Source organism: Lysinibacillus mangiferihumi, from assembly GCF_003049665.1.
Lineage (GTDB): Bacteria > Bacillota > Bacilli > Bacillales_A > Planococcaceae > Lysinibacillus > Lysinibacillus mangiferihumi.
Genome location: NZ_PYWM01000007.1, coordinates 40,387 through 58,640 on the forward strand (window position 1 = coordinate 40,387; position 18,254 = coordinate 58,640).

15 protein-coding genes are annotated in these 18,254 nt (G+C 38.8%); 3 read left to right on the plus strand and 12 right to left on the minus strand.

The features are described from left to right. Positions 1-54: 54 nt before the first annotated feature. A complete protein-coding gene (icd, locus tag C9J37_RS08830) occupies positions 55-1,317 on the minus strand; it encodes an NADP-dependent isocitrate dehydrogenase (RefSeq protein ID WP_069513745.1) in 1,263 nt (420 codons plus the stop codon). A gap of 80 nt (positions 1,318-1,397) precedes the next feature. Next, positions 1,398-2,513 (minus strand): citrate synthase, encoded by a 1,116-nt coding sequence (gene citZ, locus C9J37_RS08835; RefSeq protein ID WP_107895039.1) that lies wholly within the window; start codon positions 2,511-2,513, stop codon positions 1,398-1,400. Positions 2,514-2,765: 252 nt separating this feature from the next. On the opposite strand from citZ, the gene C9J37_RS08840 reads away from it, so the two are divergent. After that, positions 2,766-3,731 carry an AI-2E family transporter gene (locus C9J37_RS08840; protein WP_235617066.1) on the plus strand — a complete coding sequence of 322 codons (966 nt, stop codon included), beginning with the start codon at positions 2,766-2,768 and terminating at the stop codon, positions 3,729-3,731. Here the strand turns inward: C9J37_RS08840 and C9J37_RS08845 are convergent. The 8 genes from C9J37_RS08845 to C9J37_RS08880 all read right to left on the minus strand — a co-directional run bounded on the left by C9J37_RS08845 (position 3,715) and on the right by C9J37_RS08880 (position 13,885). Further along, the gene (locus C9J37_RS08845; RefSeq protein WP_024363804.1) at positions 3,715-4,104 is read right to left on the minus strand and encodes an FxsA family protein; all 390 of its coding nucleotides are present in this window, start codon (positions 4,102-4,104) and stop codon (positions 3,715-3,717) included. The genes C9J37_RS08840 and C9J37_RS08845 overlap by 17 nt on opposite strands. Positions 4,105-4,260: 156 nt before the next feature. Further along, the gene (gene pyk, locus C9J37_RS08850) at positions 4,261-6,021 is read right to left on the minus strand and encodes a pyruvate kinase (protein ID WP_107895041.1); all 1,761 of its coding nucleotides are present in this window, start codon (positions 6,019-6,021) and stop codon (positions 4,261-4,263) included. Between the two features lie 27 nt (positions 6,022-6,048). Beyond that, on the minus strand, positions 6,049-7,008 hold the full coding sequence (gene pfkA / locus C9J37_RS08855) for a 6-phosphofructokinase (RefSeq protein WP_024363802.1): 960 nt from the start codon (positions 7,006-7,008) through the stop codon (positions 6,049-6,051). A 226-nt stretch (positions 7,009-7,234) separates the two neighbouring features. Beyond that, positions 7,235-8,191: an acetyl-CoA carboxylase carboxyltransferase subunit alpha gene (locus C9J37_RS08860; protein ID WP_107895042.1), complete on the minus strand. Its 957-nt coding sequence runs from the start codon at positions 8,189-8,191 to the stop codon at positions 7,235-7,237. Beyond that, positions 8,184-9,041: an acetyl-CoA carboxylase, carboxyltransferase subunit beta gene (accD, locus tag C9J37_RS08865; RefSeq protein WP_024363800.1), complete on the minus strand. Its 858-nt coding sequence runs from the start codon at positions 9,039-9,041 to the stop codon at positions 8,184-8,186. The genes C9J37_RS08860 and accD overlap by 8 nt, the downstream gene beginning before the upstream one ends. 21 nt (positions 9,042-9,062) lie before the next feature. Continuing rightward, positions 9,063-9,704, minus strand: coding sequence for a FadR/GntR family transcriptional regulator (locus tag C9J37_RS08870; protein WP_025220305.1), 642 nt, complete (start codon positions 9,702-9,704; stop codon positions 9,063-9,065). A gap of 130 nt (positions 9,705-9,834) precedes the next feature. Next, positions 9,835-12,918, minus strand: coding sequence for a DNA polymerase III subunit alpha (gene dnaE, locus C9J37_RS08875; RefSeq protein ID WP_107895043.1), 3,084 nt, complete (start codon positions 12,916-12,918; stop codon positions 9,835-9,837). Between the two features lie 19 nt (positions 12,919-12,937). Beyond that, positions 12,938-13,885 (minus strand): DHH family phosphoesterase, encoded by a 948-nt coding sequence (locus tag C9J37_RS08880; RefSeq protein WP_107895044.1) that lies wholly within the window; start codon positions 13,883-13,885, stop codon positions 12,938-12,940. Between the two features lie 90 nt (positions 13,886-13,975). Between C9J37_RS08880 and C9J37_RS08885 the strand changes: the two genes are divergently transcribed. Then, complete coding sequence (locus C9J37_RS08885; protein WP_107895045.1) at positions 13,976-14,281, plus strand: YtpI family protein; 306 nt, start codon at positions 13,976-13,978, stop codon at positions 14,279-14,281. Between the two features lie 85 nt (positions 14,282-14,366). On the opposite strand, the gene C9J37_RS08890 is transcribed toward C9J37_RS08885, so the two are convergent. Together C9J37_RS08890 and C9J37_RS08895 are read right to left on the minus strand one after the other, a co-directional pair. Beyond that, on the minus strand, positions 14,367-15,674 hold the full coding sequence (locus C9J37_RS08890; protein WP_024363795.1) for a DRTGG domain-containing protein: 1,308 nt from the start codon (positions 15,672-15,674) through the stop codon (positions 14,367-14,369). Positions 15,675-15,826: 152 nt separating this feature from the next. Continuing rightward, the gene (locus C9J37_RS08895; protein WP_107895046.1) at positions 15,827-16,510 is read right to left on the minus strand and encodes a metal-dependent hydrolase; all 684 of its coding nucleotides are present in this window, start codon (positions 16,508-16,510) and stop codon (positions 15,827-15,829) included. A 307-nt stretch (positions 16,511-16,817) separates the two neighbouring features. Between C9J37_RS08895 and C9J37_RS08900 the strand changes: the two genes are divergently transcribed. Next, a complete protein-coding gene (locus tag C9J37_RS08900) occupies positions 16,818-17,906 on the plus strand; it encodes a M24 family metallopeptidase (protein WP_107895122.1) in 1,089 nt (362 codons plus the stop codon). Positions 17,907-18,254: the final 348 nt, after the last annotated feature.

The following is an 18,254-nucleotide window of genomic DNA, read 5'->3' on the forward strand; positions in this document are numbered from 1 at the left end:
TGTTGACAGATTCCGGATTGTTACAGTGATCATTTTTACGCTATTTCGTAAAAATTATAGGTTTTTAATTAGTTCGTTAGCGAATTCTGAACATTTCACTTCTGTAGCGCCGTCCATTAAACGAGCGAAGTCATAAGTTACAACTTTTGAAGAGATTGTTTGTTCTACAGATTTAGTGATCATGTCAGCTGCTTCTTGCCATCCTAAGTGTTCAAGCATTAATACACCTGAAAGTAATACTGAAGATGGGTTAACTTTATCTAAGCCAGCATATTTTGGAGCTGTACCGTGAGTAGCTTCGAAAATCGCGTGACCAGTTACGTAGTTAATGTTCGCGCCTGGAGCGATACCGATACCACCAACTTGAGCAGCTAATGCATCAGAAATATAGTCACCATTTAAGTTCATTGTAGCTACTACATCAAACTCAGTTGGACGAGTTAAAATTTGTTGTAAGAAGATATCAGCGATTGAATCTTTTACTAAGATTTTACCAGCTGCTAAAGCTTCAGCTTGTGCTTTGTTTGCTGCTTCTTCACCTTGGTCAGCTTTGATTGCATCATATTGGTTCCAAGTGAATGTTTGATCAGCAAATTCAGTTTCAGCTAATTCATAACCCCATTTTTTGAATCCACCTTCAGTGAATTTCATAATGTTTCCTTTGTGTACTAAAGTCACAGAAGGACGGTTATGTTTAATTGCATATTCGATAGCAGAACGTACTAAACGCTCAGTACCTTCTTTAGATACAGGTTTTACACCGATACCTGAAGTTTCTGGGAAACGGATTTGGTTAACACCAAATTCAGTTTGTAGGAAGTTGATGATTTTTTGAGCTTGTTCAGAGCCTGATTCGAATTCGATACCTGCGTAGATGTCTTCTGTGTTTTCGCGGAAGATAACCATATCAACGTCTTCTGGACGTTTAACTGGAGAAGGTACTCCGTCAAAGTGACGTACTGGACGTAAGCAAACATATAAATCAAGTTGTTGACGTAATGCTACGTTTAGAGAGCGGATACCACCACCGATTGGTGTAGTAAGAGGACCTTTGATTGCAATTAGGTATTCGTTAATTTTGTCTAAAGTATCTTGTGGTAACCATTCACCAGTTTGGTTGAATGCTTTTTCACCAGCTAAAACTTCTAACCATTCGATTTTCTTTTCGCCGTTATATGCTTTTTCTACAGCTGCGTCAATTACGCGAGATGCTGCTGCCCAAATATCTGGACCGATTCCATCACCTTCGATGAATGGGATTACTGGGTTGTTTGGTACATTAAGTACGCCGTTTTCAACTACAATTTTGTTTGACATTGATGTTTCCTCCTAAATTCATAATCATAGGACTGTGTTATAAGTAACACAGTCCCAAATATTCTAGCATAAATTCCAAATTAGCGCTCGCTGATTGGAACATATTTTTGCATGCCTGGTCCAACATACTCTGCACGTGGACGGATTAGGCGGTTGTTAGCATATTGTTCAAGAATATGTGCTACCCAACCAGAAGTACGTGAAACTGCAAAAATTGGTGTGAATAAGTCATGATCGATACCTAAAGAATCGTACACTGATGCAGAGAAGAAGTCTACGTTAGCAGGTAATTTCTTTTGTTCAACGATCATGTCATGGATTTTAACTGACATTTCATAAAGTTCTGGTTTACCAGTTAGTTCAGTTAACTTTTGTGACATTACACGTAAGTGTGGTGCACGTGGGTCGCCTTTGCGGTATACGCGGTGACCGAAGCCCATGATTTTTTCTTTGTTGTCTAATTTATTTTGAATGTAAGATTCAACGTTTTCAAGTGAACCAATTTCAGTTAACATCTTCATAACTTGCTCATTTGCACCGCCATGAAGTGGTCCTTTTAATGCACCGATAGCTGCAGTTACGCCAGAATAAACATCTGATAATGTAGCTACACATACACGTGCTGTAAATGTAGAGGCATTTAATTCGTGGTCAGCATGTAATACTAATGCTTTATCGAACGCTTCTACTTCGATTGCTGCTGGCTCTTCGCCTTTTAACATATATAGGAAGTTTGCTGCATAGCTAAGCTCAGCTTTTGGTTGGATTGGCTCTAAGCCTTTACGTACACGTGCAAATGCAGTAACAACTGTTGCAATTTTAGCTTGTAGACGGATAGCTTTACGGTAGTTAGCTTCTGGATCCATTACATCCGCTTCTTCATCGAATACACCAAGTAAAGATACTGCCGTACGAAGTGCAGCCATTGGATGTACAGTTGAAAGCGGGTACGTTTTGAATTGGTCTACAATTGCTTGTGGAATAGACATGTTGTCTGCTAATTGTTGTTTTAACTCAGCAAGCTCGTCCGCTTTAGGTAAACGAGTGTGCCATAGTAGGTAAATAACCTCTTCAAATGATGCGTTGTCTGCTAAATCATCAATGTTGTAACCAACATATGTAAGTGTGTCATCGATAATTGAACTGATTTTAGATTCCGCTGCTACGATACCTTCTAAACCTTTTGTTGCTGACATAAATTATCGCTCCCTCATACTAATAATTTTTATTGTAAACGCTTTTTCAAACATAGCATTTACGTTTTTTGCTCACATGAACCATTAAGTAAATCGCTTACATTGCTATTATAATCATTTTTGACAGCTTTGTGAATGAAAAACCTTTAAATAAAGAAAAAGTCGGACGAGCGACTATATATACGCACTAAAGAGGGTTTTTTGTATATTTTGACAATATTTTTTCATTTGAATCGGGGTGATTTTGTAAAAATGAGGAATATTAAATATTTTTCATACGAAAGAACTATTAATATTTTCTGGTTTATTTTCTATTTAGTGATTCTTTGGTTCGTATTACCTGTGTCTCTTGCTATATTTTTATCATTCACCACATATCCAATAATAAATTTTCTTCATAAGTACTGTAAAATCGCTTATTGGATTGCCGCAATTATCGTTGAAATATTGATACTTTCTTGCATTGTTCTCCTCATTATTATATCAATAAACAGCATTATACTCATCTTTCCAGAAATACGAGATACACTCCAAAACTTCCCATTATTCACTGAATATGAATCCATTTTCATGCAGTTTTTACAGGAGAAATCACTGTCTATTTTTGATTCAATCGTCGTTTATACAGCAAATTTATTTCAAATATTTATGAAGCACGTCATTGAAGTTTTTATTTTTCTTGTTGCATATTATTTTGCATTATTAGAAACAAGGAAATCTCGTTATTGGTTTTTCCAATATGCCCCAAAAAAATATAGACATGAATGGCAATCTCATTTTTCTAAAGTTATGCAACTGTTTCATTACTTTGTATTCGTGGAATTTCAGTTATTTACGATTACACTGCTCATTCTTTGTGCAGGCTTTATGATGTTCCAATTTGAACAAGCTATTACGAAAGCATTTATTGTTGCTTTTGCAGATGTACTACCTTTTTTTGGCATTGGTGTTTTTCTTGTCCCAATGAGCATTTACTTTTATTTTAATGGTAATACCTTTTTATGTGTTGCCATTTTACTATTGTATTTGTTTGTCCAACTTACAAGGCAGCTAGCTGAATCTATGCTTTGGTCGAATACACTGCAATTGCGAACATTTCACACGTTTTTCATCAGTGCTGCCTCCATTTTATTATTCGGCTTTTATGGTATTTTACTAAGCCCACTATTTTTATTTTTAGCTGTTAAGCTGAAAGAAAAATCTATTTTTGAACAATGATAAATTGTCCTTTTTTCATTTTTTTACGCATCCAGTAAAATACGAGCGGTTGGAATAATTTTCGTGTTATTGGTAACAGCAATAACAACCCGATAACATCTGTTATAAAACCTGGTAGTGCTAAAAGTACACCGCCACTAAAATTCAACATGGCATCGACTAATGCAGGTCCCGGAGCTTCCCCTCGTGCTACCATATGTTTTACGTTTTTTACGGAATTAATACCTTTATTTTTCGCTATATAAATACCAATAATTGTCGTAGCGACAACAAGTAATAATGTATTGAAAACGCCAATATTTTGACCAATAACTATTAATAACGCCAGTTCGGCTAATGCATATACAACAAAACTAAGAAAAAATTTTTTCATATTTTTCTCCTTTCTATTGAAAAAGCTATACCTTCTATACGTTATTATAGCCCAATAAGTTTCATCTAAAAAACAAATACATGTAAATACTATTTATCACTTGTTATGTAAAAGGCTCTAGTACGGTTCCCCCTACTAGAGCCTTGTCATTATTTATTAAAGTACACTTGCATGTCCTTTATAAATAACACCTGTTTCAGCATCCATTGTTATTTCCTGACCGTGGCGAATTAATGTTGTCGCTTCTTTTACGCCGACGATTACAGGGATACCAAGGCTTAGCCCTACAACAGCAGCATGACTAGTCAGTCCGCCTTCCTCTGTAATAAGGCCGATGCAATTTTCAATCGCTGGCATCATATCGCGATCCGAACCTAACGTTACTAAAATGCAGCCATCTGTGTCATATGCTAATGCTTCTGCTGCATTTTTTGCTACAACTGTCTTACCGATTACTGACGCTTTGCCGATTCCTTGACCGCGCGCCAACAGATCACCAATAATGTGAACTTTCATTAAGTTTGTAGTACCTGCTTCACCAACAGGAACTCCAGCCGTAATAACAACTGCATCACCATGCGTGACATAGCCATGTTTTAAGCTTTCGTCTACTGCCAGTTCTAAAATTTCGTCTGTCGTTGTAACACGTTGACATACTACTGGATAGACACCCCATACAAGCGTTAGTGCATTGGCTGTATTTGCAGAGCCCGTAACAGCAACAATTGGTACACCAGGACGATATTTTGCAATCATTCTCGCTGTATTTCCGCTTTCCGTCGGTGCCAATACTGCTTTTACGCCTAAGTTTATCGAAGTATAAGCTACTGCCTGAGAAATAGCCTCTGTCATATTCGCTTCTTTTTCACGACTACGCGTCGAAACGATTGCTTTATAATCCAATGAATTTTCAGTGCGCTGTGCAATTTTATTCATCGTTTGTACAGATTCCACTGGGTAAATTCCTGCTGCTGTTTCACCAGATAGCATAATCGCATCCGTTCCATCAATAATGGCGTTCGCAACGTCACTTGCTTCTGCTCGTGTTGGACGAGGATTACGTTGCATTGAGTCTAACATTTGAGTAGCTGTAATAACTGGTTTACCAACTTGGTTACATTTTAAAATTAATTTCTTTTGAACTAAAGGTACCTCTTCGGCTGGAATTTCTACACCAAGGTCACCACGTGCTACCATTAATCCATCTGATACTAAAATGATTTCGTCAATATTATCGACACCTTCTTGGTTCTCGATTTTCGGGATAATTTGAATATGACTACCACCATTTTGCTCAAGTAATTCACGAATTTCTAATACATCTTTCGCTCGACGAACGAATGAAGCGGCAATAAAATCGACACCTTGCTTAATACCAAATAATATATCTTGTGCATCTTTTTCAGTAATACCTGGTAATTGCACTGAAACGCCAGGGACGTTAACACCTTTTTTATTTTTTAAGACCCCAGCATTTTCTACGATTGTGTGGATAAGCCCTTTTTCCGTATCTGTTGCTAGCACACGTAATTGAATTAAACCATCATCCAATAAAATAATGGAGTTTTGTTCTACGTCTTCGATTAGTCGGTCATACGTAACAGAGAAGCTTGCCTCTGTTCCTTCTACTTCCGTCATCGAAATATCGATTACTTGTCCTGCTGTTAAATGCAGTTCTCCATTTTGCATATTATGCGTGCGAATTTCAGGTCCTTTTGTGTCGAGCAAAATCCCTACTGGTTTTCCTAACTTATCTGCAACTTCACGAATTAAATTAATGCGCACTTCATGTTCTTCATGTGAACCATGTGAAAAATTTAAGCGGGCTACATTCATACCTGCCTCAATTAGTTTTTCTAAAACTTCCGGTGACTCACTTGCTGGACCAATTGTACATACGATTTTTGTTTTTCTCATTTTCTGCCCACTCCGTTTTACGCCAAATTATATTGATAGTTCTTTCATTAAAGTATACAAGCTTACATCTGACTCATGATGCTTTTCAAAAGCTTCTGGCATATCATAGTCAATCACTGTATGGTTGCGTATGCCTACAGCTCGACCAGATTTACCTTCCATTAATAATTCTACTGCATGTGCACCAAATTGACTTGCGAGGACACGATCACGTGCCGTTGGAGAACCACCGCGTTGAATATGACCAAGAACTGAAACACGCGTCTCTTTCCCCGTCTTTTCTTTTAGTAGTTTTGCCAAATCGCTTCCTGACATTACACCCTCTGCTACAATAATGATACTATGCTTTTTCCCTCGTGCTTCACCACGCTCTAGACGCGATATGATGTCGTCTAAATCATAATCTTCCTCGGGAATTAAGACGGTTTCAGCACCTGCTGCAAGCCCTGCCCATAATGCGATATCACCAGCATCCCGCCCCATAACTTCAACAATAAAAGAGTTTTCATGGGAAGTCGCCGTATCACGAATTTTATCGATTGATTCAACGACTGTATTAAGCGCAGTATCAAAGCCAATTGTATATTCTGTTCCAGGAACATCGTTATCAATCGTTCCAGGCACACCAACAACTGGGAACCCTTTTTTTACAAGGTCCATTGCACCTCGATAGGAACCATCACCCCCGATAACAACTAGACCTTCGATACCTGCTTCTCGCATTTTAGCAATACCTTGTTGTTGGACAGCATCTTCTTTAAATTCAGGGCAACGAGCTGAAAATAAATTCGTGCCCCCTCTTTGAATGATGCCACCTACAGAGCCTAAATCAAGTAGCTCAAAAGATCCTTTAATTAAACCTTCATAGCCATGCTTAATGCCAACAACATCTAGTCCATGATAAGCTGCCTTACGAACGACTGCTCGAATGGCTGCGTTCATGCCAGGTGCATCTCCACCACTTGTTAATACGGCAATTTTTTTCATTGTCGAACAACCTCCTGCAGTGTTATCTAATATTATTCACATTAACACGAAAAAACAAACTATGTAAGGGTTCTGACGTTAGAAAAACATAACTTTTACATAAAAAATGAAAAGAATGCGCTTTCACACATTCTTCCCATCACAAAGCATCTAAAATTTAACATTTTTAAAAATCCTTCGTTATAAATTAACGTTTAGACAGTCAGCGCTTTGTCATGTGTTTGGTCTACACTTCTGTATATTGTCCAATTTTTTTGAATTTTTCATAGCGGTCTTCAATTAGTTGCTCACCATTTAAAGAATTTAACGCTTTTAGTGTGTCACTAATACACTCCTTTATATAGATCGCTTGCTTTGCTACATTGCGATGAGCACCGCCAGTGATTTCAGGAATAATCCCATCAATAACACCAAGCTCTTTTAAATCAGGTGCGGTAATGCGCATTGCCTCAGCCGCCTGCTTTGCAAGACTACCATCACGCCATAGAATTGAAGCCGCACCTTCTGGAGAAATAACCGAATAAGTAGAGTTCTCTAACATGAATACACGGTTTGCTACACCTAATGCTAAAGCACCGCCACTACCGCCTTCTCCTATAACAATGCTAATGACTGGTACTGATAACCCTGCCATTTCTACTAGATTACGAGCAATCGCTTCACTTTGACCACGTTCTTCTGCTGCTTTCCCTGGGTAAGCACCTTTTGTATCAATAAAACAAATGATTGGACGATTAAACTTTTCAGCTTGTTTCATTAAGCGTAACGCCTTACGATAACCTTCTGGATGTGGCATACCGAAATTACGGCGAATATTTTCTTTTGTGGACTTGCCACGTTGATGACCGATGATAGTGACAGGTTGTCCTTCAAAAAGAGCAATCCCACCAAGTATCGCCGCATCATCACCAAACGTACGATCACCATGTAGTTCAATAAAGTTTTCGCACATCGCTTCAATATATTGTAACGTTGTTGGTCGTTCTGGATGACGTGCCACTTGCACTCGATCCCACGGCTTCATATTGGCATAGATTGATTGCTCCAATTGCGTTAAACGTGTTTCCAGCTTTTCAATCTCACCGGTCATATCTACATCCGCATCGGCTGCAATCGTTTTTAATTCATCAATTTTTTCACGTAATTGTACTACAGGTTCTTCAAAGGCTAAATTTTTAGACATGTTGTACGCCACCCTTCGTATGCATTTTTACAAGCACAGCCACTTGTTTACGTAAATCTTTGCGATGGAAGATGGCATCTAGTTGACCATGTTCTAATAAAAATTCTGCTGTTTGGAAATCATTTGGTAATTTTTCTCTTACAGTTTCTTCAATTACACGTCTACCAGCAAAGCCGATTAGTGCTTGAGGTTCCGCAATATTAATATCCCCCACTGAGGCAAAACTTGCAGAAACACCGCCTGTCGTTGGGTGCGTTAAAATCGAAATAAATAATAGCCCTTGATCGCTATGACGTTTTAACGCCACACTCGTTTTTGCCATTTGCATTAACGATAAAACACCTTCTTGCATTCGTGCGCCACCACTTGCGGTAAAAATAATAAATGGTACACGTAATGCTGTTGCTTTTTCAACAGCACGTGTTATCTTTTCTCCAACAACAGAGCCCATTGACCCCATACGGAAATGAGAATCCATAATAGCAACGACAATCTCTTCCCCATCCAGTGTGCCTAACCCTGTCAATACTGCTTCATTTAGGCCTGTTTTTTGTTGATCCGCATTAATTTTCTCTACATAGGCAGGGAAATTTAGTGGATTGCTTGTTTGTAAATGATCGTCCATAGAAACGAAAGAACCTTCATCTAAGAAGTCTGCTACACGCTCCTGTGCCGTCATTTTAAAATGGTGACCACATTTCGTGCATACTTTGTGATGCTTCTCTAATTCTTTTGTTAACTGGATATGGCGGCATTCTGGACATTTTGTCATGAGTCCTTCTGGAAATGCCTTTTCTTGACCATCCTGTTTCTTTTTTCGATTTGCGCTAAATATGTCGCGTATTGCCATGTTTGACTCCCCCTTTGTTGTCTAAAAAGTTTGACCAGTACCCATCCACTGCTCGTAAGCTCGTAAAGCTTCTTTTTCATAACCAAGCTGCATCGATTTCAACATTGTTTGAAGGATAAGTTTTTCATCTTCCGTTGAGTTTCGATTTAAACGGTCACCGTCATAAGCTGCAAGTTGAAACCAGATTTTCAGCGAAAGCCGATTGCCTGATGTAATGATTATTTCTCGTAACACATCGCGACAATTGACTGTTCCTTCAATCTCCAGCTTCACAAAAAAACTGTCCCACACAGGTAGTGTACGAAGAATCTCTGTACAACTTATTACGCGAATTGCTTCCTTTTCATGAATTTGTCGCGTTAATTCGACATCTTTTTTTGATTTTTCATCTTCTAATATAAACATCGACAGTACTTCTACAAGCTGATGCTTATGTGTTGAGGCAAGGAATGTACCCCCACCATGGCGTGTCTCGATGAGTCCAAGTAACTCTAAACTGCGCAGTGCCTCCCTTACAGAGGATCGCCCAACACCTAACCTTTCTGATAATACACGTTCAGAAGGAAGCTTTTCTCCAGCTTGAATTTTTTCCATTCGAATCAGTTGACGCAATTGCTGAACGATTTCTAAAAACACTTTTTTTTGTTCGGTTTGTTTATCCATATGATTAACTCCCGTTATCAAAAGTGGTCTGACCACTTTTTAGCATTGACTATATCTTACAAAATAACTGATGAAAAGTAAAGAAAAAACTGCATATGATGCTATGCAGTTTCTAAATTCTTGTTTAATTTCATAATTTTTCAGTCGATTGTGCATGTTTTACTTTCACTTGTGGTTTCCCAAAACGTTTTTCCAGCGTGCCTTCAATATATAGTAACCCATCTTCCAGCAACATTTCCTGTACGAGTTGAAATACTTGCGGGAATAATGTCACAGATACTGTACCAAACTCATCTTGGAGTTGGACAAAAGCCATCTGCTCTCCTTTTTTCGTTCTGATTTTTTTTACCTCTTCAATCAGACCAATCATTTTTACATACATTCCCTCACGTGCATGCTTCAGTTCTGCACATGTAATATTCACATCTGCCCAGTAATTTCTTACTTCTGAAACAGGATGAGCTGATATATAAAAGCCTAGACTTTCTTTTTCATGCTGGAGTTTTTCCTTCTGGGGCATCGCTTCTGCTTGCATATACTTTGGTTTCCCAAAAGTAAACGCAGTTGCCGTTTCTATATCTACATCTTCTGTTGGACGCAATAGTTCTGCATGCATTAGCGCCGCCTCTAAAGTAGCTACGAGCACCGCACGATCCTTACCTAGATAATCGAGCACACCTGCATAAACTAAAGTTTCCATTACTTTCGGTTTGAAATGTTGTGCACTTAAAGCGACTGCCAAATCAAATAAATTATGAAAAGCAGCTGGATTTGTTTTGCGTACTGCCATTACCTTCTCTATAAACGTGTGCGGCACACCTTTAACGCCGGATAAACTAAAGCGAATTCCATCCTTTTCAACTACAAAGAATTTTGTACTGTGCAACAGCGAAGGTGGATAAAATGGAATTCCTTTATCTTTCGCTTCCGCTACAAGTTGCTGAATTTTTTCCGTATTTCCCGTTGCATTTGTTAATAAAGCAGCATAAAAACTTTGCGGATAATGTGCTTTTAAATACGCCATTTGATACGAGATGACACTATAGGCAACAGCATGACTTTTTGGGAAGCCATAGTCTGCAAAGCGGACAATTAGCGCATAGACATCTTCTGCAATATGTCGATCAAAACCTTGGTTCAATGCCCCATTGACAAAGGCCGCTTGTTGCTCGTCTAAAATATCACGATTTTTCTTACTCACCGCACGACGCAATAAATCCGCCTGCCCCATTGTAAAACCTGCCATCGTTGCAGCAATGTGCATGATTTGCTCTTGATAAACAATAACACCAAATGTTTCGCGTAAAATTGGTTCCAGCAACGGATGGGGCATCGTTACTTGTTCCTTGCCTGCTTTCCGTCTAGCGTACACAGGGATAAATTCCATTGGGCCTGGACGGTAAAGTGCATTGACAGCTACAATATCCAAAAAATGGCTTGGATGAATATCACGTAATGCTTGTTTCATCCCTTCCGATTCTAGCTGAAAAATACCAACTGTATCACCCTTTTGAAGCAACTGGAACGTCAGCTCGTCATGCATTGGAATAAGGTCAAATTCTATCCATGGCCCTCCAGTTTTATAAATAGACCAACGTACTTGCTCTAAAATTGTTAAATTGCGCAACCCTAAAAAGTCCATCTTTACAAGCCCACGCGCCTCCACATCCCCCATCGGCCACTGCGTAATATACACACCATCATGACCATCTTCTATTGGAATTGTATTCACTAAAGGTGTCGGTGCTAACACAACACCCGCTGCATGGGTAGAAGAATTTCTCGGCAAGCCTTCTAGTTTTAATGCCACTTCATACCAACGTTGATGGTATTCATTTTCCGCTAACCAAGTTTGAAAGTTTGGTGATTCTGCCACCGCTCTGTGCAAAGTCATCCCTGGTTTATTGGGGATCATTTTCGATATTTTCTCCATCACTTCAGCCTCAAACCCAAAAACACGCGCCACATCTCTCGCTACTGCTTTCGCAGACAAAGTACCAAAAGTAATAATTTGTGCGACATTAGCCTTGCCATATTTTTGTACGACGTATTGAATAACTTGATGTCGTTTACTGTCCACAAAGTCAATATCGATATCTGGCAGTGTAACACGCTCAGGATTTAAAAAGCGTTCAAATAATAAACCATAGGCGAGTGGGTCGACCTGTGTTATAGAGAGACTAAAAGCAACGAGTGAACTTGCGGAAGACCCACGACCTGGCCCAGTTAAAATACGCTGTTCTCTGGCAAAATGCATAAAATCTGCAACAATTAAAAAATAATCAGCATAGCCCATTGAACAGATGATTCCAAGCTCATATTGTAGTCGCTCTCGATATGCTACAGGTAGCTCAGCCACCTGCAAACGTGCAGCTAAGCCTAAAAATGCCTCTTTGACAAGCAAGTCTTCGGCTGTTTCTCCCTCTTGTACAGGGAATGTAGGCATTTGAACATGCGTTTCTGGAATTTTTGCAACACAGCTAGCAAGCATGCTGGCACTTGCTTCAAGCCACTCTAAACGATCTCCAAACCAACCTTTCCACTGTTCCTCAGTTGGTACAAAATAGTTTTCTAAATGCGCTGTAAGCATCGTGTTTTGAAGCTTTTCCCCTGTATCGATTGCTCTAGCCACTTCATAAGCAAAATGGTCTTCTGGTCGTAAAAAATAGCAACGTTGCGTGGCTACAATGGCAATATTTTCGGCTTCACACCACTGCGCAATCATCGCTTCATTGTCTGTTCTTATTCCTCCTGGTCTTGCGATCCCTACATATAGACGTTTTCCAAACACTTGCTGTAGCGCACATGTCATTGCTTGCCACTCTGCTCTATCGGCTATTTCAATCGTCGACAGTAGCGCTATACATCCTGCCGCATAGCCTTCAAGCCATTTCCAAGGCAATACCTCGTCTTGTCGAATAGAAACAGCACTACTAATCTTTAGTAGATGCTGATAACCTTCCTGTGTTTGCGCATACAGCACAAGCGGAATTGTTTTTTCATCCCACTGCACCTTTATTGTAAGCCCTATTACCGCATGGATATTTGCTTGCTGCATCGCTTGACAAAAAGGCAAAAGCCCGTACAATTTCGAATTGACAATTGCACAGGCCTGCGTATTTTGCTCTTGTAAAAAAGGGATCAATTGTTCAAGCCGAATCGTGCTTTGCAATAAATCCGCGCTCGTATGCATTTGTGTATATACATGTGTCAAAAGAATCCCCGCCTTTCAATTACGAATGATATGATTGACAAATTTCTTGTAAACGTGCAGTGACACGTTCTGCTTCTTGCCATGAATAGGCAGTTGCACCTGAAGCAAGAGGATGTCCCCCACCATTAAATTCTTTTGCTAATGTGTTAATAATCGGGCCTTTAGAACGGAGACGAACTCGAATTTGGTCTTCCTCTTCTATGAAAATAACCCAAGCACAAATTCCCTTTACACTGCCTAAACAACCGACTAATAGAGATGCCTCTGACGGCACAACGTTAAATTCAGCAAGTAATTCCTTTGTCAGTTTAACATACGCCGCTCCATGTTCATCCATTATGAAGTTTTGATAAATATAACCTTGTAAAGTTAATAGTTTTTGTTCCATTTCATACATCCCATCGAAAATTTGATTTCGATCAAAATGATATGTAATGAGTTCTGCTGCCACTCTAAATGTTTTTACGGTCGTACTTGGGAATTGGAAACGCCCTGTATCTCCTACAATTCCAGCAAATAATAATCTAGCGGATGCATCCGATAGTTGCCAATCCAATGTTTCTTTACCTGTTTCAAAAAGCTCATAAATCATTTCACTGCACGAACTTGCTGTTGTATCTACCCACAATAAATCCCCGTATTGGTCGTCATTAGGATGATGATCAATTTTGACAACCATTTTACCTTTTGTATAGCGTTGATCGTCAATACGCTCCGTATTCGCTGTATCTGTCACAATAACTAAAGCATTTTCATAAACAGCATCCGCAATTTGATCGGGCTCTGCTAAAAACGACAAAGACGTATCATGCTGGCCTACAGCGTACACTTTTTTATCAGGATAATTGGCTAAAATCAATTCTTTTAACCCTAATTGTGATCCGTACGCATCCGGATCAGGACGCACATGGCGATGTATAACGATTGTCTCATATGAAGCAATTGTGTCGATGATTTGTCTTTTCAAAATGATTTCCCCCAAAATGATAGTAATAACCGTTAGCATTTTTCTTCAATAATCGTTACAATAATGTCTAGTTATGCTAGGAGGTTTACTATGCTCAATTTAATTTTTGTGTTCGCAATTATCATATCATTTGTCTTTTATTTTTATTTTAAAACAAAACAGTTCCGTTCTCCATTACCTATTGCTAAAAATTGGTACAAAAGTAAGGCGAATATAGGCTTTGGTTCCTTTATTCTTGCATTTTCTTTGAACCAAGCTTACTTATTCCCTGGAATGTTTACATTTATCATTGTAGCAATTCTTGTCGCATTAGGCATCTTTGTTATTGTAGAAAATATTAAAAAAGCTCGCCACTATGGTCAATTTGTGGATGAAGAATATCGTATCAATCGATAATTCCTAATTGCATGGCACATATCATTGAACATAACGATTAAAGGGATGACCTAGTATTTGCCCTAGGCCATCCCTTTTTGTGTACTTAACGCTCCAATAGTTGGAACATCATCATTGCCTTACCGACAAGCATTTGCTCATTAAATACTTCGAAGTCCATCTTAACAAACTTCCGACTCATATCTAAAATGCGGGGCTTAACAGTAAGTGTGCTCTCCATTTGAACAGGCTTAATGAAATAAATCGTCATGTTTTCTGCCACTGCATCGCCACGTTTTCGACGCTTTAATGCAAATGATCCAACTTCGGCTAGTAAAGTTGTAAATGCTCCGTAAGAAATAGCCCCATATTGGTTTGTCATTTGCGGTGTCACTTTAAACTCAACGATTAAATCTTCATCGCCTAGCACTTTCATCTCATTCTTTACTAAATCATCAATTGTTTCACCGTGTTGAGGCTGTCTTTGTGCAAGTTGCAATGCTTTCAGCACATCTTGACGACTAATTACACCTTGTAGAACATTATCGTCATTGACAATTGGTAGTAAATCGATTCCTTCCCAAATCATGCGGTGCCCTGCAGACGCGACACTCATTTTCATTGAACCAGCGATTGGATTTTTCGTCATAACCTTTTCAATCAGCTCGTCCTCTTCCCTACCAATAACGTCTTTAACAGTGATCATTCCGACCAATTTATTGTTGGCAGTTACTACTGGGAATGCACCATGTGTTGTACGCTCATTCAACTTGTGGAAATGATGGATCGTTTCATCATTGCGTAACACAGATGTCTCAACCATTGGTACATAGATATCCTCAATAAATAAAATATCTTTTTTAATTAACTGGTCATAAATAGCACGGTTAATCATCGTGGCAACGGTAAAAGTATCGTAGCTAGTAGAAATAATCGGTAAATCCAGTGCATCGGCAAGTTGCTTATTGTCATCTGTTGTGTCAAAGCCACCGGTAATTAATACAGCAGCACCTGCACGTAGCGCATTTTCGTGCGCTTTTATACGGTTTCCGACGATAAGTAAGCTACCAGCATCTGTATAACGCATCATATCTTCTAATTGCATCGCACCGATTACAAATTTTGTTAATGTTTTATGTAGACCCGTTTTACCACCTAACACTTGGCCATCTACAATATTAACAATTTCTGCAAATGTTAACCGTTCGATGTTTTCTTTCTTTTTCTTCTCAATACGAATTGTTCCGACACGCTCAATAGAACTTACTAAGCGACGATTTTCCGCTTCTTTTATAGCGCGGTAAGCCGTTCCCTCACTTACTTGCATTTCTTTTGCAATTTGTCGTACTGAAATTTTATCGCCCACGGGTAGTGACTCGATGTATTGTAAAATCTTCTCATGTTTTGTTGACAAAATATCACCTATTTCTCAAGCAATGAATTCTGTTCTTAGTGTACCATATTTTTTGCGAAAATATTGAGTATAAAGGTGTAAAATGTTTAACGTTTCCTATTATTTCAACTACGCACGTGGTGTCAATTATTATAGTACAGCACCTTAAATGATTAGGAACAGTTTACTTTTTCACCAGCTTTTAAAATTTGAACCTCCGCATTTTGTACTAAATTTGCAAAAATTTGCGGATCCTGCTCAATTGGAGGGAATGTATTATAATGTATCGGTACAACAATTTTTGGTTTTAAAAATTCTACAGCACATGCAGCATCTTCAGGGCCCATCGTAAAATTATCTCCAATTGGTATAAACGCTATATCAATCGGATGACGTTCACCAATTAACTTCATATCGCTAAATAGTGCTGTATCCCCCGCATGATAAATCGTTAATCCCTCGATAAATAATAGCACGCCGGCAGGCATCCCCATGTAAATGATTTCATTGTTTTCTGTTATATAAGAGGAGCCGTGGAAAGCCTGTGTAAACTTCACTTTTCCAAAATCGAACTGTTTTGCTCCACCAATATGCATTGGATGCGCTTTCACACCCTGCCATGAAATCCAGTTTGCTAATTCATTTGGTGCAATAACTAGCGCGTCCTTTTTCTTAGCAAGTTCCACCGTATCCCCTACATGATCATTATGCCCATGTGTAAGTAAAATAATATCCGGTGCCTCATCTGTAACTTTCAAATCGGTTTGGCTATTTCCATTAATGAAAGGGTCAATTAAAATTGTTTGATCATTTGTTTGAATTTTAACGACAGAATGACCATGATAACTAATTTGCATAAAAACGTTCCTCCCAACACCATAATATTTGCTCCATCTTTTAATTCGCTATCCATGCGCTTTTTCCCTTTTTTTGATATGCTTGTACAGGATATAAAAGTGCTATAGTGCTAGCTTTTCCTTTGACATGTATATGCCGAGAAAAGAACCGTCGTGCTAAATCATTTTTTGTTATAACCGCGCTGCGGGTGCTCCAAATAAACGTTAGCATTGCATTGCTTATACCTGAAAATGAAGCCACTTGAAAGATGATGTTTTAAACTAACATCAGTAAAAAATTAGGTGCAATATGAGGAGGAAATGGATGATGTCAAAAGTACAAGAAATCCAAAACTATTTACAAAAAAATCAAATTGATGCCGCATTCGTAACGACTCCCGATAATGTCTATTACGTATCAGGTTTTAAAAGTAATCCCCACGAACGATTACTAGGTGTGATGATTTTTAAAGAAGCACAACCTTTTTTAATTTGTCCACAAATGGAAATTCCAGATGCACAAGCTGCCGGCTGGTCATATGAAGTAATCGGTCATCAAGATACAGATAATGCTATGGATGTTCTTGCACAAGCGATTCATAAGCGCAATGTAAATCCATCAACATTTGCGATTGAAAAAGCACAGCTTATCGTAGAACGTTTAGAAGCTTTACAACAATCATTTCCACAAGCTCAATTCGTACGCCTTGATGAAAAAATTAATGCAATGCGTGTGATTAAAGATGAAAATGAGTTAAATAAGCTACGCAAAGCGGCTCAACTTGCCGATTATGCGATTGAAGTAGGTTGCAAAGAAATTGCTGAAGGTAAAACTGAAATGGAGATTTTAACTGCTATTGAAAGTGCTATTCAAGAAAAAGGCTGTAAAATGTCCTTTGAAACAATGGTATTAAGTGGACCAAAATCGGCTTCACCACATGGTAAACCTGGTTCACGTAAAATCGAAAAAGGCGATATGGTGTTATTTGATTTAGGGGTAATTTACGATGGTTATTGCTCTGATATTACACGTACAGTGGCTTTTGGTGAACCATCTGCTCCACAAAAGGCAATCTATCATGCTGTATTAGCGGCTAATACCAATGCCATTGCAGCTGTAAAGCCTGGAGTACGTGCAATGGATTTAGATAAAATTGCGCGCGATACTATTACAGACGCAGGATTTGGTGAATATTTCACACATCGACTTGGCCATGGGCTTGGCATTTCCGTTCATGAATTCCCATCTATTACAGGAACAAATGACATGATGATGGAAGAAGGCATGGTATTCACAATCGAACCTGGTGTTTACAAATCTGATGTGACAGGTGTTCGTATTGAAGATGATGTCGTGGTTACAAAAGATGGTGTGGAAGTATTAACAAAATTCCCTAAAGACTTAATCGTACTGTAAGACAAGGTATTTTACGATGTAGAGGATAATACAGTTTCTATGGATTCTTTTCCACAGTGACAAAAGAGAAAAAGTGTTAGATTGCCTAAAGTCAATCTAACACTTTTTCTCTATCGTTGTTGTCCGCTATGGCGGGACTTTCCGCGGGGGCACTGTAAGCCACATTGCGGAATGCCCACGTCTTACATGTTGTGCTGTTCTGAGCAGGAGTCAGCGCCTACGTCAACAACTAGTGCTAGCTTCAAATTTTTTATTTATTTTAAAAGGAAGAATTGCTAATCCACTTCTGTTACATAAATGGATATTTCTATCCTTCTTTTAGCATTTTATGGTTCAGATGTATTCATA

What these genes read in the sequence shown, in the direction of transcription:
- icd (WP_069513745.1), bottom strand. Translation starts at nt 1,317, where the DNA reads ATGTCAAACAAAATTGTAGTTGAAAACGGCGTACTTAATGTACCAAAC.
- citZ (WP_107895039.1), bottom strand. Translation starts at nt 2,513, where the DNA reads ATGTCAGCAACAAAAGGTTTAGAAGGTATCGTAGCAGCGGAATCTAAA.
- C9J37_RS08840 (WP_235617066.1), top strand. Translation starts at nt 2,766, where the DNA reads ATGAGGAATATTAAATATTTTTCATACGAAAGAACTATTAATATTTTC.
- C9J37_RS08845 (WP_024363804.1), bottom strand. Translation starts at nt 4,104, where the DNA reads ATGAAAAAATTTTTTCTTAGTTTTGTTGTATATGCATTAGCCGAACTG.
- pyk (WP_107895041.1), bottom strand. Translation starts at nt 6,021, where the DNA reads ATGAGAAAAACAAAAATCGTATGTACAATTGGTCCAGCAAGTGAGTCA.
- pfkA (WP_024363802.1), bottom strand. Translation starts at nt 7,008, where the DNA reads ATGAAAAAAATTGCCGTATTAACAAGTGGTGGAGATGCACCTGGCATG.
- C9J37_RS08860 (WP_107895042.1), bottom strand. Translation starts at nt 8,191, where the DNA reads ATGTCTAAAAATTTAGCCTTTGAAGAACCTGTAGTACAATTACGTGAA.
- accD (WP_024363800.1), bottom strand. Translation starts at nt 9,041, where the DNA reads ATGGCAATACGCGACATATTTAGCGCAAATCGAAAAAAGAAACAGGAT.
- C9J37_RS08870 (WP_025220305.1), bottom strand. Translation starts at nt 9,704, where the DNA reads ATGGATAAACAAACCGAACAAAAAAAAGTGTTTTTAGAAATCGTTCAG.
- C9J37_RS08885 (WP_107895045.1), top strand. Translation starts at nt 13,976, where the DNA reads ATGCTCAATTTAATTTTTGTGTTCGCAATTATCATATCATTTGTCTTT.
- C9J37_RS08895 (WP_107895046.1), bottom strand. Translation starts at nt 16,510, where the DNA reads ATGCAAATTAGTTATCATGGTCATTCTGTCGTTAAAATTCAAACAAAT.
- C9J37_RS08900 (WP_107895122.1), top strand. Translation starts at nt 16,818, where the DNA reads ATGTCAAAAGTACAAGAAATCCAAAACTATTTACAAAAAAATCAAATT.